The organism is Streptomyces sp. NPDC052020 (genome assembly GCF_040680575.1).
In the GTDB taxonomy this organism is placed as follows: domain Bacteria; phylum Actinomycetota; class Actinomycetes; order Streptomycetales; family Streptomycetaceae; genus Streptomyces.
The window spans coordinates 180,560-193,573 of sequence record NZ_JBFAWY010000010.1; the positions used below are offsets into that span (position 1 = coordinate 180,560).

Annotated in this window: 12 protein-coding genes; 4 read left to right on the top strand and 8 right to left on the bottom strand. The window is 74.7% G+C overall.

From position 1 onward, the window contains the following. Nucleotides 1-7: 7 nt before the first annotated feature. From folK to AB0L74_RS13475, 5 genes are all read right to left on the bottom strand, one after another. On the bottom strand, nt 8-619 hold the full coding sequence (folK, locus tag AB0L74_RS13455) for a 2-amino-4-hydroxy-6-hydroxymethyldihydropteridine diphosphokinase (protein WP_365649922.1): 612 nt from the start codon (nt 617-619) through the stop codon (nt 8-10). Then, nucleotides 616-975 (bottom strand): dihydroneopterin aldolase, encoded by a 360-nt coding sequence (gene folB / locus AB0L74_RS13460; RefSeq protein WP_029381139.1) that lies wholly within the window; start codon nt 973-975, stop codon nt 616-618. Before folB ends, folK begins: the two co-directional genes overlap by 4 nt. A 306-nt stretch (nt 976-1,281) precedes the next feature. Beyond that, nucleotides 1,282-1,785 (bottom strand): nuclear transport factor 2 family protein, encoded by a 504-nt coding sequence (locus AB0L74_RS13465; protein ID WP_365649926.1) that lies wholly within the window; start codon nt 1,783-1,785, stop codon nt 1,282-1,284. Continuing rightward, complete coding sequence (gene folP, locus AB0L74_RS13470; RefSeq protein WP_365649929.1) at nt 1,782-2,687, bottom strand: dihydropteroate synthase; 906 nt, start codon at nt 2,685-2,687, stop codon at nt 1,782-1,784. Before folP ends, AB0L74_RS13465 begins: the two co-directional genes overlap by 4 nt. 100 nt (nt 2,688-2,787) lie before the next feature. Further along, nucleotides 2,788-4,608, bottom strand: coding sequence for a phosphatidylglycerol lysyltransferase domain-containing protein (locus AB0L74_RS13475; protein ID WP_365649932.1), 1,821 nt, complete (start codon nt 4,606-4,608; stop codon nt 2,788-2,790). Between the two features lie 252 nt (nt 4,609-4,860). Between AB0L74_RS13475 and AB0L74_RS13480 the strand changes: the two genes are divergently transcribed. Both AB0L74_RS13480 and AB0L74_RS13485 read left to right on the top strand, forming a co-directional pair. After that, a complete protein-coding gene (locus AB0L74_RS13480; protein WP_365649935.1) occupies nt 4,861-5,982 on the top strand; it encodes an alpha/beta hydrolase-fold protein in 1,122 nt (373 codons plus the stop codon). 163 nt (nt 5,983-6,145) lie between these two features. Continuing rightward, on the top strand, nt 6,146-7,411 hold the full coding sequence (locus AB0L74_RS13485) for a hypothetical protein (RefSeq protein WP_365650081.1): 1,266 nt from the start codon (nt 6,146-6,148) through the stop codon (nt 7,409-7,411). 132 nt (nt 7,412-7,543) lie between these two features. Here the strand turns inward: AB0L74_RS13485 and AB0L74_RS13490 are convergent, their stop codons facing one another. Continuing rightward, nucleotides 7,544-8,842: a PH domain-containing protein gene (locus tag AB0L74_RS13490; RefSeq protein WP_365649938.1), complete on the bottom strand. Its 1,299-nt coding sequence runs from the start codon at nt 8,840-8,842 to the stop codon at nt 7,544-7,546. 20 nt (nt 8,843-8,862) lie between these two features. Next, nucleotides 8,863-9,369, bottom strand: a complete 507-nt coding sequence (locus AB0L74_RS13495) for a PH domain-containing protein (RefSeq protein WP_365649941.1) — start codon at nt 9,367-9,369, stop codon at nt 8,863-8,865. Nucleotides 9,370-9,400: 31 nt separating this feature from the next. Between AB0L74_RS13495 and AB0L74_RS13500 the strand changes: the two genes are divergently transcribed. Further along, the gene (locus AB0L74_RS13500) at nt 9,401-10,552 is read left to right on the top strand and encodes an NADH-quinone oxidoreductase subunit D (RefSeq protein ID WP_365649944.1); all 1,152 of its coding nucleotides are present in this window, start codon (nt 9,401-9,403) and stop codon (nt 10,550-10,552) included. 78 nt (nt 10,553-10,630) lie between these two features. Here the strand turns inward: AB0L74_RS13500 and AB0L74_RS13505 are convergent, their stop codons facing one another. Beyond that, nucleotides 10,631-11,692: an SAM-dependent methyltransferase gene (locus tag AB0L74_RS13505; protein ID WP_365649946.1), complete on the bottom strand. Its 1,062-nt coding sequence runs from the start codon at nt 11,690-11,692 to the stop codon at nt 10,631-10,633. A 117-nt stretch (nt 11,693-11,809) separates the two neighbouring features. On the opposite strand from AB0L74_RS13505, the gene AB0L74_RS13510 reads away from it, so the two are divergent. Next, a complete protein-coding gene (locus AB0L74_RS13510; RefSeq protein ID WP_365649949.1) occupies nt 11,810-13,012 on the top strand; it encodes a sensor histidine kinase in 1,203 nt (400 codons plus the stop codon). Nucleotides 13,013-13,014: the final 2 nt, after the last annotated feature.

The following is a 13,014-nucleotide window of genomic DNA, read 5'->3' on the forward strand; positions in this document are numbered from 1 at the left end:
TTAACGGCTACTCGGGCAGCCGTAGTTCCAGGTCGCCGCGGGGCGTGACGCCCTCCCGGGTGACGGTGTCCAGGAGCTGAGCGACCGGGCCCCGGCCCGGCAGCTCGGCGGCGGGGTCCAGGTCGTGCCAGGGGGCGAGGACGAAGGCGCGTTCGTGGGCGCGGGGGTGGGGGAGGGTGAGCCGCGGGTCGTCGGAGACGACGTCGGCGTAGGCGACGATGTCGACGTCGAGGGTGCGGGCGCCCCAGCGCTCGTCGCGGACCCGGTGGAAGGCCTCCTCGACGGCCTGCGCCCGCTCCAGGAGGGAGGACGGGGGAAGCGTCGTCTTGAGGACCACGACCGCGTTGAAGTACGAGGGCTGGCTGCCGGGCTCGACGCCCCACGGCTCCGTCTCGTACACCGGGGAGACCGCCTTGACGCGCACGCCCGGGGTGTCCTCCAGGGCGTCGATGGCACCCTGGAGGGTCTCCAGGCGGTTGCCGAGGTTGGAGCCGAGGGAGATCACGGCCCGCTTGGGGTTGTGCAGCGTGGTGTCGGCGGCGTCGACCTTCTCGACGACCGAGGCCGGCACCGGCTGGACGGTCGGGTCGCTGGGCCCGCCGGTGAACGAGGAAGTCATACGCGGCTCCGGGTGATGGTGACGGTCACGTCGTCGAAGGGCACGGTGATCGGCGCGTCCGGCTTGTGGACGCAGACCTCGACCTCCCGCACGGCCTCGTGCTTCAGACAGACCTGGGCGATGCGCTCGGCGAGGGTCTCGATGAGGTTGACGGGCTCGCCCTCCACGGCGGCCACCACCTCCTCCGCCACGATGCCGTAGTGCACGGTCTTCGCCAGGTCGTCATCGGCCGCGGCCGGCCGGGTGTCCACGGCGAGGACGAGGTCCACGATGAAGGTCTGGCCCTCCTCGCGCTCCTTGGGGAACACACCGTGGTGCCCGCGGGCCTTCAGGCCGCGCAGCGCGACACGATCCACGCGAATCACTCCTGCAGTCGTCGGTCTCGGCCGGTCACTGCCGCGTGCGGGCGGCACACCGGCCTGGGGTCGAATCTACCCGCGGCCACCGACAGCGCCGGGCCACGGGGGTACGGCCCGGCGCTGCCGGCAGGAGGTTTCACCCGGTGTTTCCCCTGGCGAACCCCGCCGCTCACGGGCCGGCGGCCGTCGCCGGGCGGCGGTCCGTGATTCCAGCCACGTCTGGTCATGTCCCGGTTCCGGCGGGGTTCTCCCGCCGCCCGGCCGTTCCTGTCCGTTCCCCTCGCGCGGAGACCGTCTACCCCCTCAGGAGGGGGTGTCCTCCGCTTCGTCCTCGCCGTTCTCGGCCAGAACGGGTGAGGCGTGGTGCGACCAGAGCTTCCAGCCGGAGGACGTGCGCCGGAACACGTTGGTGGCGGCCACCACCTGGCCGACGAGCGGGCCGAGCTCGTCGCCGTCCCGCGGGGCGGGCCCGCCGCTGAGGATGTTCTCGCTGCACGTCACCACGGCGGTGTCACCGGTGACGGAGATGTGCACGTCGGTGAGGAAGAACTGGATGTAGTCGGTGTTCGCCATGATCAGCGCGTACGACCGCAAGACCTCGCCGCGTCCGGTGAGGACCGGCCAGCCGGGGTGCACGCAGGAGATCACGCCGGCGTCCGCCGGGTCGTGGTACGTCTCGTCGATGCCCAGGTCGGACGGGGAGAGCCAGAGCGAGGACACCTCCTCGAAGTCGCCCCGCTCCACCGCCTCGTAGAAGGCGGTGTTGGCGGCCTCGACGTGCTCGACGTCGGTGTGGGGGGCGTTCACCGGGCGCCCTCCGCGGCGTGTGCGCTCCTGCCGTCCGCCGCCGCGCGCGCTCCTTCGACGGCGCGGGCGACCCGTACGGCGTCGGCCGTGGCGCGCACCTCGTGCACCCGCACCGCCCACGCGCCGGCGTGCGCCGCGAGCGCGGAGACGGCCGCCGTGGCCGCGTCGCGTTCCCGCGCGGGCGGCACGGTGCCGTCCGGCCCGGCGAGGACCCGGCCGAGGAACCGCTTGCGGGAGGCGGCGACCAGCAGCGGGTGGCCGAGGCCCAGCAGGCGGTCGAGGCGGGCGAGGAGCGCCAGGTCGTGGCTGGCGTCCTTGGAGAAGCCGAGGCCGGGGTCGACGACGATCCGGTCGGCCGCGACGCCGCCCTCCAGGACGGCCTCCACGCGCGCGTGGAGCTCGCCGGTGACGTCCGCGACGACGTCGCCGTACACGCCCCGGACGTTGCCGCCCGCCAGGAAGCCGCGCCAGTGCATCACCACGAAGGGGGCGCCCGCGTCCGCGACGACCGGGATCATCCGGGGGTCGGCCAGGCCGCCGCTGACGTCGTTGACGAGGGCGGCGCCCGCCGCGAGGGCCTGTTCGGCCACACGGGCGCGCATGGTGTCGACGGAGACCGTGACGCCCTCCGAGGCCAGGCCGCGCACCACGGGGACGACCCGCCTGAGCTCCTCCGCCTCGTCGACGCGGGTGGCGCCGGGGCGGGTCGACTCGCCGCCGACGTCGACCAGGTCCGCGCCCTCGGCGACCAGACCGAGGCCGTGCTTGACGGCGGCCGTCGTGTCGAACCACCGACCCCCGTCGGAGAACGAGTCGGGGGTCACGTTCACGACCCCCATGACCGCGCAGCGGTCCCATACGGGCAGGCCCGCCACGTGGCGGCGGCCGGTCTGGTTGCTCATGTGTTCAGCGTAGGCCCAGCGGGGGGCCGTCACGGTGCGCGGGGCCGGGCGGGAGCGAGGGGGCGGGCCCGCCGGCGCCGGCGGGCCGGCGGGCCGGTCCTCAGGCGGCCCGTACGTCCCGTTCGGCGACCCGGTGGGCGCACGGGCGCGGCGTGCCCGCGCGGCGGCGCAGGAAGCGCGGCAGCGGCGTGGAGAGGGTGACGAATCCTTCCGCCTGGAGGGCGGCGAAGCCGATGCGCGGGAGGTCGGCCGAGGTGCGGTACACGACGAAGCGGGGCTCCCAGCGGGGCTGGAACTTGGCGTTGAACTTGTACAGCGACTCGATCTGGAACCACCGGGAGAGGAAGACCAGCAGCCCTCGCCAGGCCCGCAGCACCGGCCCCGCGCCGATCTTCTCGCCGCGCGCCAGCGCCGAGCGGAACATCGCGAAGTTGAGGGAGACCCGCTCGATGCCGAGTCCCGGCGCGGCCCGCAGGGCGGCGACGATGAGCAGTTCGTTCATGCCGGGGTCGGCCGCGCGGTCCCGCCGCATGAGGTCCAGTGAGACCCCGTCGGTGCCCCACGGCACGAAGTGCAGGACCGCCCTCAGATCGCCGTACGGTCCCGGCCGGCCGTCGGCCCGGTGGGCGGTGGCGACGAGGCAGTCGCCGTCGGCGGGGTCGCCGAGGCGGCCCAGCGCCATGGAGAAGCCGCGCTCGGTGTCGGTGCCGCGCCAGTCGTCGGCGGCGCGGCGGATCCGGTCCAGTTCGGCCTCGCCGAGGTCACGGACACGTCGTACCCGGGTCTCGTAACCGGCGCGCTCGATGCGCTTGACCATCTGGCGCACGTTGCGCATCGAGCGGCCGGCGAGCGAGAAATCCCCGGCGTCCACCACCGCCTCGTCGCCCAGTTCGAGGGCGTCGAGCCCGGTCTCGCGGGTCCACACCTGGCCGCCGGTCTCCGAGCAGCCCATGACGGCGGGGGTCCAGGAGTGGGCGCGGGCCTCGTCCATGAAGCGCTCGATGGCGCCGGGCCACGCCTCGACGTCGCCGATCGGGTCGCCGCTGGCGAGCATCACGCCGGAGACGACCCGGTACGTCACCGCCGCCTTGCCGCTGGGGGAGAAGACGACGGCCTTGTCGCGGCGCAGCGCGAAGTGGCCGAGGGAGTCCCGGCCGCCGTGCCGGGCCAGCAGGGCGCGCAGCCGGGCCTCGTCGTCCTCCGTGAGGCGTGCGGCGGGGTGTTCGGGGCGCAGGGCCAGGTAGAGGGTGGTGACGGCGGTGAGCAGGCCGAGGGCGCCGAGGGAGAAGGCGACCGTCCGGGCGGTGCCGCCCTGGTAGCCGACCGGGCCCTCGAAGCCGGACAGGCCGTACAGGACGTGGGTGAGGCGGTCGGCGAGGCTGGGGTCGCCGACGACACGGCCCGGGTGGGCGCTGACGACGACCAGCCCGAGGGCGAGGGAACCGGCGCCCATGAGCACGAAGTTGGCCAGCGCCCGCCACCGGCTGCGCGGGTCGGGCAGCGCGGCGAACTGGTCGCGGTGGCGCAGCACGGCCCACAGCAGCACCGCCGACAGGGCGGCGCCCGCCAGCGAGTGGCGGTAGGCGAACTGGGCGGCCGCGCCGGCCGGCAGCAGCGCCACCGCGGCGCGCCAGGCCCGCCGCTTGGCTCGCTTGAGGCCGTGGGCGAGCAGCAGCAACAGCACGCCGGCGCTCAGCGAGAGCGCGGCGGCGAACGGGCCGAGCGCGCCCGGCAGCACCTCGGCGAGGGCGTGCATACGGCTGTGCCGGAACCGCGGGAAGACGCCCGCCGCGATGTCCAGCAGGCCCACCAGGGCGCAGGCTCGTCCGACCAGGACGGGGACGGCCTCGGGGCGCGGGCCGCGGAGCAGGCGCCGTACACGGCACGACCGGTCCGCGGGCTGGGGAACCCCACCCGACATTTCCTCATCTGGCCTGACAGACATCGCGTCCCGTGGTTGTGCGAAGGAGCCCGGATCCGGTGCCGATCGGGCATCCGGCGACATTGCGCCCTCTAGGACGGTGTCTCGGGGAGAGAGGTTCACTCGGCTCTCCGAAGACGGTTTCACAGGCCATGGAGGGCCTTCACGGCCACGGAAGGTCCGGGACCGGCCCGCGCGGGCGACCGCGGGGGACCGGGGTTCCCGGCACGGAGCACAGGCGGGTAGCGGCGGATGGGTCTCACAAGCGGCACGGTGCTGGCGCTGGCGGTGGTGTCCGCCGCGCTGCTGTTCGCGGGCACGGTGTGGCTGTGGCCGCGGCTGGCCCGGCGGTCGGCGCGGGCGATCGCCGGGCGGATCGGGCTGCTGCTGGCCACGCAGCTGGCGCTGTTCGCCGCGGTGGGGCTCGCCGCCAACCAGGCGTTCGGCTTCTACGCGGGCTGGGCGGACCTCTTCGGACGGGAGACCGGGCAGGGCGTGGTCGTCGACCACGCCGACGGCGGGGACGGGCCGCTCCGGGTGGTCGGCACCCGGCAGGTGAAGGCGCCGGGCGGCTCCCGGCCGGAGACCGCCGGGCAGATCCAGAAGGTGGAGATCACGGGCCGTACGACCCGCATCGCCACGCCCGCCTACGTCTATCTGCCACCGGAGTACTTCCAGCCGCGGTACCGCACGCGCACGTTCCCCGCAGCGGTCGTCCTGACCGGCTACCCGGGGACGGCCGAGGCGCTGGTGGACAAGCTGCGTTACCCCCGTACGGCGCTGGACCTGGCCGGGCGCGGCCGGATGCGGCCGATGATCCTGGTGATGCTGCGGCCGACGGTGGCACCGCCCCGGGACACCGAGTGCGTGGACGTCCCCGGCGGGCCGCGGACGGAGTCGTTCTTCGCCAGGGACCTGCCCGACGCCGTCCTCGCGGAGTACCGGGTGGGCCGGAAGCCCGGCAGTTGGGGAGTCATCGGGAATTCGACGGGCGGTTACTGCGCGCTGAAGCTCGCCCTGCACCACCCCGGGGTGTACGCCGCCGGCGCCGGCCTGTCCGCCTACTACGAGGCGCCGATCGACGCGACCACGGGTGATCTCTTCCACGGTGACGAGGAACTCGAGAATCGCGCCGACCTGTGGTGGTACCTGAAACACGAGCCCGCGCCGGACACCTCGCTGCTCGTCACCAGCAGCGAGAACGGGGAGTCCAACTACGGGGACACGCTGGAGTTCATAGAGCGGGTCAAGGCGACGGGACGGACCCGGATCTCGTCGATCATCCTCGAAAGCGGCGGCCACAACTTCAATACGTGGCGGCGGGAGATTCCCGCCGCGTTGCGGTGGATGAGCGGCCGGCTGAGCGGCCACTGAAATGATCTTGATCGAATTCGGTCGGCGTGTCGGCGTGTTGTTTCCTGACGGCACGTGAACACTTAGCCGATGGCCGTGTTTTCGCGGGGCGGCGAGCCAGGAAAGACCCACGCGCGGTAAGTTTCTGGCCATGCCACGTGGACGTCACCGTCATTCCCCTCCCCTGCACAGAATGCTTCCGCCGTCGGCGATCGCAGGCGTCTCCCTCGTCTGCGCCCTGGGCCCCTGGGTGTTCAGCGAACCGCTGGTGCTGCGCTCACTGGCCGCGGCCGCCGCGGTGACGGCGATCACCGGCGCGCTGGTCATGCGCCGCTGGGACACGCAGGCGGGCAGGCGGGTCGCCGAACTCACGCGCGCGCGGGCGGGCGACGAATGGCGCCACGAGGAACGCGTCGCCGAACTGGAGGCCGACCTGGAGGAGTCGCGCGAGCTGCGGGCCAAGCTGGAGCAGCGGCTGCGCGCCAAGCGGACGGAGCTTCAGGGGCTGCGCAACGAGCACGCGGCCCTGCTGCGGCGCTACGCCACGGCCGAAACCGAGCGGGCCGGTGCCCTGGAGGGCCGCCGCCTGCTGGAGCTGGGGGCGGCGTCCCCGGCGCGCGCCCTGGCGGCGGGCCGGCCGGCGGCCGCGCAGGAGGCGCCGGCCGGGAAGGCGCCCGCCGGTGACGCGGTGGCCGCCGCGTCACCGGGGAACCCCGGTCTCTTCTCCCCGGAGGGCTCCCGGCTGTTCCTGCGGGCCGGCGCGGCCCTGGCACGGCTCGCCGGCGAGGCCGCGCACGACGGCGGGGACGGGGGTGACGGCGGCGGTGGCGTCCAGGCCGCCGGCGCCGGGGCCCGGGTGGCGACCGAGCCCACCGGTACGGGCACGGAGGCGGCGCCGGCCGGGCCGGCGCAGGCGTCCGCGCCGGACTCCGCGCCGGACTCCGCGCCGGTCTCCGCGCCGGACTCCGGGCAGGGCGTGGCACCCGATCTCGCGCAGCCGTCCGGGCGGCAGCCCGCCGGGCACCTCCCGGTGCCGCCCGCGGCGGCCGTCGTACCGCCCGCTCCCGCGCGGCGCCCGGCGACGGCTGGAGGCTTCGACTTCTTCGGCACGAAGGACGCGCAGTCACCGGCGCAGGCGCAGCCGGGGGCCGGGGCGGGGACGGTGACGCCCAGCGCGCTGGAGGCCGCCGTCCAGAACGAGGACCTCGCCGACATCGTCGGTCCGGAAGCCCTCGCCCTGCACCGGGCCGAGACCGAGACCGGGAGCCAGACGCCGCAGGCCGAGACCGGCCTGGAGGCCGGGGCCGGGGCCGGGGCCGAGACCGAGGCCGAGGCCGGGGACGAGCCGGACGGCGGGCAGCCGTCCCACGAGGGTCAGGTCATCGACCTGACGGCGCACGACGAGACGGAACAGATCGACGTACAGGGGCTCAGGACCGCCGCGTCCTGAGACCGGCCGGGCGGCGGCCGTGCCGGGGACCACCGGCACGGCCGCCGCGGTCATCCGGCGCCTGATTCCCGGTATGGGAAGCGCGGGCGCCGGGCGCCGAGCACCGGATTCCCGGTACGGGTGCCACGGCGTCTAAGAGGCCATCCAGCGGTCCGGGCGGGCGTCCCGGCGGCCCGTGCGGGAGCGCTCCGCCTGGGCCCGCAGCAGCTCCGCCGCCTCCCCGGCGTCACGCAGCCGGGCCGTCACGGTCTTGTTCGCCCCCGTGTCCACCCGGACATCGGCGACCCGCCGGGCCCGCTGCCACGGCCCCTGCGTCAGGCGGACGCTCTGCACCTTGGCGTGCGGCACCAGCGCCAGGCTGCGCCGCAGCAGCCCGTGCCGGGCGGCGAACACGGCGTCGGTGACGGCGAGCCCGTGGCCGCGCCACCACAGCGGCCGGCACCAGCCGGCCCGTCGCGGCGGACGGGACAGCGCCGCCCCGTGGGGCACGGCCACCCCGGGCAGCACGCGCGCGATGACGGAGACGGCGGCCTCGCGCGGGGCGACCGGCAGCAGTACGGAGTTGGAGGACCCGGCCACGTCCAGCTCCACCCGCACCCAGCCGCGCCGGCGCCACAGCAGCGGCTCCACGATCCGCACGGTCTGCACCCGGCCCGGCGGCACCGTCTCGTGGGTCCGGTCGAGCAGCCCGTGGTCCAGGCGCAGCCCGTCCGGGGACTGGGCGACCGTCCAGTCGTAGTCGCCGACGAACCGTCCCACGCTGCGCGTGCCCGCCGCGCCCGCCAGCGGCAGGGCGGTGGCGAGAACCGTCCACAGGTTGTGGGTGGCCATCCACAGCAGGGCCGGCACGGCGACGGCGGCGGCCAGCATGCCCCAGGTCGCGCCGGTCAGCAGCAGGGAGACGGCGAGGACGCCGGGCGGGACGCGCAGCAGTCGCGTGGACGGGGCCTCGCCGACCTCGTGGGCGGTCTCGGGAGCGAAACCGGCCGCCCGCGCGAGCAGTTCGGCGCGCAGCGCCCGCGCCTCGCCGGCGCCGAGGAAGGCGAGTTCGTCCTTCTTGTCCGTCCCTATGACGTCGATTCTCAGCTTGGCGACCCCCGCCACCCGGGCGAGGAGCGGCTGGGTGACGTCGATGGCCTGGACCCGCTCCAGCCGGATGTGCGCGGTCCGGCGGAACAGCAGCCCGGTCCGGATGCGCAGTTCCGCGTCCGTCACCGCGAAGCGCGTGAACCACCAGGTCAGAAAGCCGTACAGGGCGGCGGCCGGGAGGAGCACGGCGAGGCCGGTCAGCAGGGTGGTCGTGGTGAGCCGGGCCAGTTGCCGCTGCGCCCCGTCGAGGTCGTGCACGGCCCATCCGGCGAGTACGGCGACCGGCGCCCACGCCCGTCTGAACGGCGTGACGGGATGCAGCCGCCGCTCCACCGCGGCCACGCCGTCTGCCCGCGGCGCCGTCACAGGCCCGCCGATCGGGCCTGGCCCAGCTCGGTGAGCCGGTCGCGGAGCCGTTCCGCCTCGGCCGGGTCCAGACCCGGGATGGTCGCGTCGGTCGCGGCGGCGGCGGTGTGCAGCTGCACACTGGCCAGTCCGAAGTACCGTTCGGCCGGCCCGGAGGTGACCTCCACCAGCTGCATCCGCCCGTACGGCACGACGGTCTGCTCCCGCCACAGCACACCCCGGCTGATCAGCAGGTCGTCGGCGCGCTCGGCGTACCGCCAGGACCGCCAGTTGCGTTCCAGCAGTACCCAGCCGCAGGCGGCCAGAGCCGGCGGCAGCAGCGCGAACGCCGCCCAGGCCGGGCCGGCCAGCCACCATGACAGCACCCCCGAGGCGGCCGTCAGCAGTCCCGTCCACACCACCAGCAGCATGCGCCGCATCCGCAACAGCCCCGGCGGCAGGCCGGTCCACACCGGCTCCCCGCCCGTCGTCGTCCCCGTGCCGTCCGGCCTCCCCGTTTCCATGGGGCCAGCGTACGTAGGAGAGACTGTGACCATGACTCCTACGACGGAGACCATGGTCGGTATCGGCGGCGCCGCGGAGAGCACCGACATGGTGCTGAACATCGGGCCCCAGCACCCGTCGACGCACGGCGTGCTGCGCCTGAAGCTGGTCCTGGACGGCGAGCGCATCACCCACGCGGAACCCGTGATCGGCTACATGCACCGTGGCGCGGAGAAGCTCTTCGAGGCGCGTGACTACCGCCAGATCATCGTGCTCGCCAACCGCCACGACTGGCTGTCGGCGTTCTCCAACGAACTGGGCGTGGTCATCGCCGTGGAGCGGATGCTCGGCATGGAGGTCCCGCCGCGCGCGGTGTGGACGCGGACCCTGCTCGCCGAGCTGAACCGGGTGCTGAACCACCTGATGTTCCTCGGCTCGTACCCGCTGGAGCTCGGCGGCATGACGCCGGTCTTCTACGCGTTCCGGGAGCGCGAGGCCCTCCAGAACGTCATGGAGGAGCTCTCCGGCGGCCGGATGCACTACATGTTCAACCGCGTCGGCGGCCTGAAGGAGGACCTGCCGGCCGGATGGACCGCACGCGCGCGTGCCGCCGTCTCGGCCGTCCGCTCGCGCATGGACGTCTTCGACGACCTCGTCCTCGGCAACGAGATCTTCCGGGGGCGCACGCGCGGCGTGGGCACGCTCGCGCCGGAGACCGTGCACGCCTACGGAGTGAGCGGGCCGATCGCGCGTGCCTCGGGCGTCGACTTCGACCTGCGGCGCGACGAGCCGTACCTCGCCTACGGCGAGCTCCAGGACACGCTGAAGGTGGTCACCCGGCGGGAGGGCGACTGCCTCGCCCGCTTCGAGTGCCTGCTGGAGCAGACGCACAACGCCCTCGACCTGGCCGACGCCTGCCTGGACCGGCTGGGCGAGCTGCCGCCCGGCCCGGTCAACCAGCGGCTCCCGAAGGTGCTGAAGGCACCCGAGGGCCACACCTACGCCTGGACCGAGAACCCGCTCGGCATCAACGGCTACTACCTGGTCAGCAAGGGCGAGAAGACCCCGTACCGGCTGAAGCTGCGGTCGGCCTCGTACAACAACATCCAGACCCTGACGGAGCTGCTGCCCGGGACGCTCGTCGCCGACATGGTGGCGATCCTGGGGTCGATGTTCTTCGTGGTGGGCGACGTCGACAAGTAGGCCCGCGCGGGGGCGCGCCTTCCCGGGCCGCCGCCGGAGCGTCGCACGGGGACTTCCCGGCCCGTCGCCGGGAGCGTCTCACGGGGACAGGACGTCCGGGATCCCCACCGGCTGGAGCAGCCACACGAAGTCGCCCAGCCCGCCCGGCGCGGTGAGTTCGGCGGCCTCTCCGGCGCTCGCGAGGGCGCGGACGTATCCGGCGGGGTCGGTGGAGGCGAGCGCGAGCGGGGGACGCGCGCCGGTGACCCCGAGGAGCGGCAGGGCCTCGCGCTGGGCGAGCAGCCGGGCGCCGGGGAGCGGGCACGCCGCCGCGCACGCGTCCAGGGCGACGTGCGCGGTGATGTCGCACGACCCGTCCGGCACGGGTGCCGTCTCCCGCCCCTGACGGAAACCGGTGAGCGTCCCGAAGGGCGGACGGGTCTCCCGCGTGTGCGCGTAGTCGACGGCCACGGCAAGGCCCCGGTCGAGCGTGGCGACGGCGGACGCCCACGCCGCGTCCCGGGGCAGCCCGATCTCGGCCCGGAGGCCCTCTTCGGCCCGGTGTTCGTCGCCGGGGCCCGGTCCCTCCCCGGCCCACCCGGCCCCGTCCGCCGGCGGCCACCACCGGCGCAGCCACTCCGCCTCCGCGCCGGTCACCGGCTCCCCGAGCCGCTCCGTGCCGTCGTCCCGCACGAGCACCCGCCGCGCCACGCCCGCCGCGTCCGTCTCCGCGACCTCCACCGGCACGTTGTCCAGCCACTCGTTGGCGAACAGCAGCCCGATAACCGGACGGGGCAGTTCCGGGAGCCACTCGATCCGGTGGTCGAGCCCGGCGGGCCGGGCGGCGACCTCGACGGCGTACACGCGGGTACGGGCGGCCACGCCGGCGGGCAGCGCGGCGAGGACGCCGGCGGCCAGTTCCCCGCGCCCGGCGGCCATGTCCACGAAGTCCAGCCGCGCCGGCCGCCCCAGCGCCGCGTCGACACGGCACAGCAGCCCCGCCACCGCCCGCGCGAACAGCCCCGAGACGTGCACGGACGTACGGAAGTGCCCCGCGGGACCCTCCGGCCGGCGGTAGAACCCGCGCGGCCCGTAGAGCGCCTCCCGCGCCGCCGCCCGCCAGCTCCGCCACTCGCCCGCACCGTTCGCCTCCGCCGTCACGGGGCCAGGCTAAGCGCACAGGGGAGCGGACCCTCCACCTTGCGGAGTACACGGGCCTGCCGGGATCGGCCCTCCGGTTGACCCCCGCGTACATCACACGTGCCTACGCTGGGTTACGTGCAGCGCCTCTACGACTTCCTCCGCAGGCACCCGACCGGTGTCGACAGCTCCTGGGCCGTCGTCCTGCTGGTGATCACCGTGATGGGGGAGGCCAGCCGGCAGGCCGTCGAGGGCACCGACGCGCGGATGCGCGTCATCCCGGTCGCGCTGCTGCTGGCCCTGGTCGTGGCGCTGCGCCGCCGGATGCCGGAGAAGATGCTGCTGCTGGCCATCGGGCTGGGCCTGGCGCAGCTGGTGCTGGACGTCGAGCCGACGGTCGCCGACTTCGCCCTCCTGGTGATCGTCTACACCGTGGCCGCGATCGGCGCCCGCTGGGCCTCCCGGCTGGCGCTGGCGATGGGCCTGTGCGCGGCGTCGGTGGCGCAGGTGCGCTGGTACAACGGCGACGTCGGCGTCGCCAACAACATCGTCGGGGCGGTCTTCCAGACCGTCCCCTTCGCCCTCGCGTGGGTGCTCGGCGACTCCATGCGCACGCGCCGCGCCTACTTCACGCAGCTGGAGGAGCGCGCCGCCCGGCTGGAGAGGGAGCGGGAGGCGCAGGCCAAGGTCGCGGTCGCCGCCGAACGCGCCCGCATCGCGCGCGAACTGCACGACGTCGTCGCCCACAACGTCTCCGTGATGGTGGTGCAGGCCGACGGCGCCGCGTACGTCATCGACGCCGCGCCCGACCAGGCGAAGAAGGCGCTGGAGACCATCTCCTCCACCGGCCGCCAGGCCCTCGCCGAGATGCGCCGCCTGCTGGGCGTGCTGCGCACCGGGGAGCACCAGGAGGCCGGAGAGTACGTCCCGCAGCCCGACGTCCGGCAGATCGGGGATCTGGTCGAGCAGTGCCGCGGCTCCGGGCTGCCCGTCGATTTCAAGGTCGAGGGCACCCCGCGCCCCCTGCCCAGCGGCGTCGAGCTCACCGCGTACCGCATCGTGCAGGAGGCGCTCACCAACACCCGCAAGCACGGCGGCCCCCACGCGGGTGCCAGCGTGCGCCTGGTCTACTTCGACGACGGGCTCGGCGTGCTGGTGGAGGACGACGGCAAGGGCGCCCCGCACGAGCTGTACGAGGAGGGCGGCCTGGACGGGCAGGGCCACGGCCTGATCGGCATGCGCGAGCGGGTCGGCATGGTGGGCGGCACGCTGGACGCCGGCCCGCGGCCGGGCGGAGGATTCCGCATCAGCGCGCTGCTCCCGCTCAAACCCGCACACTGATG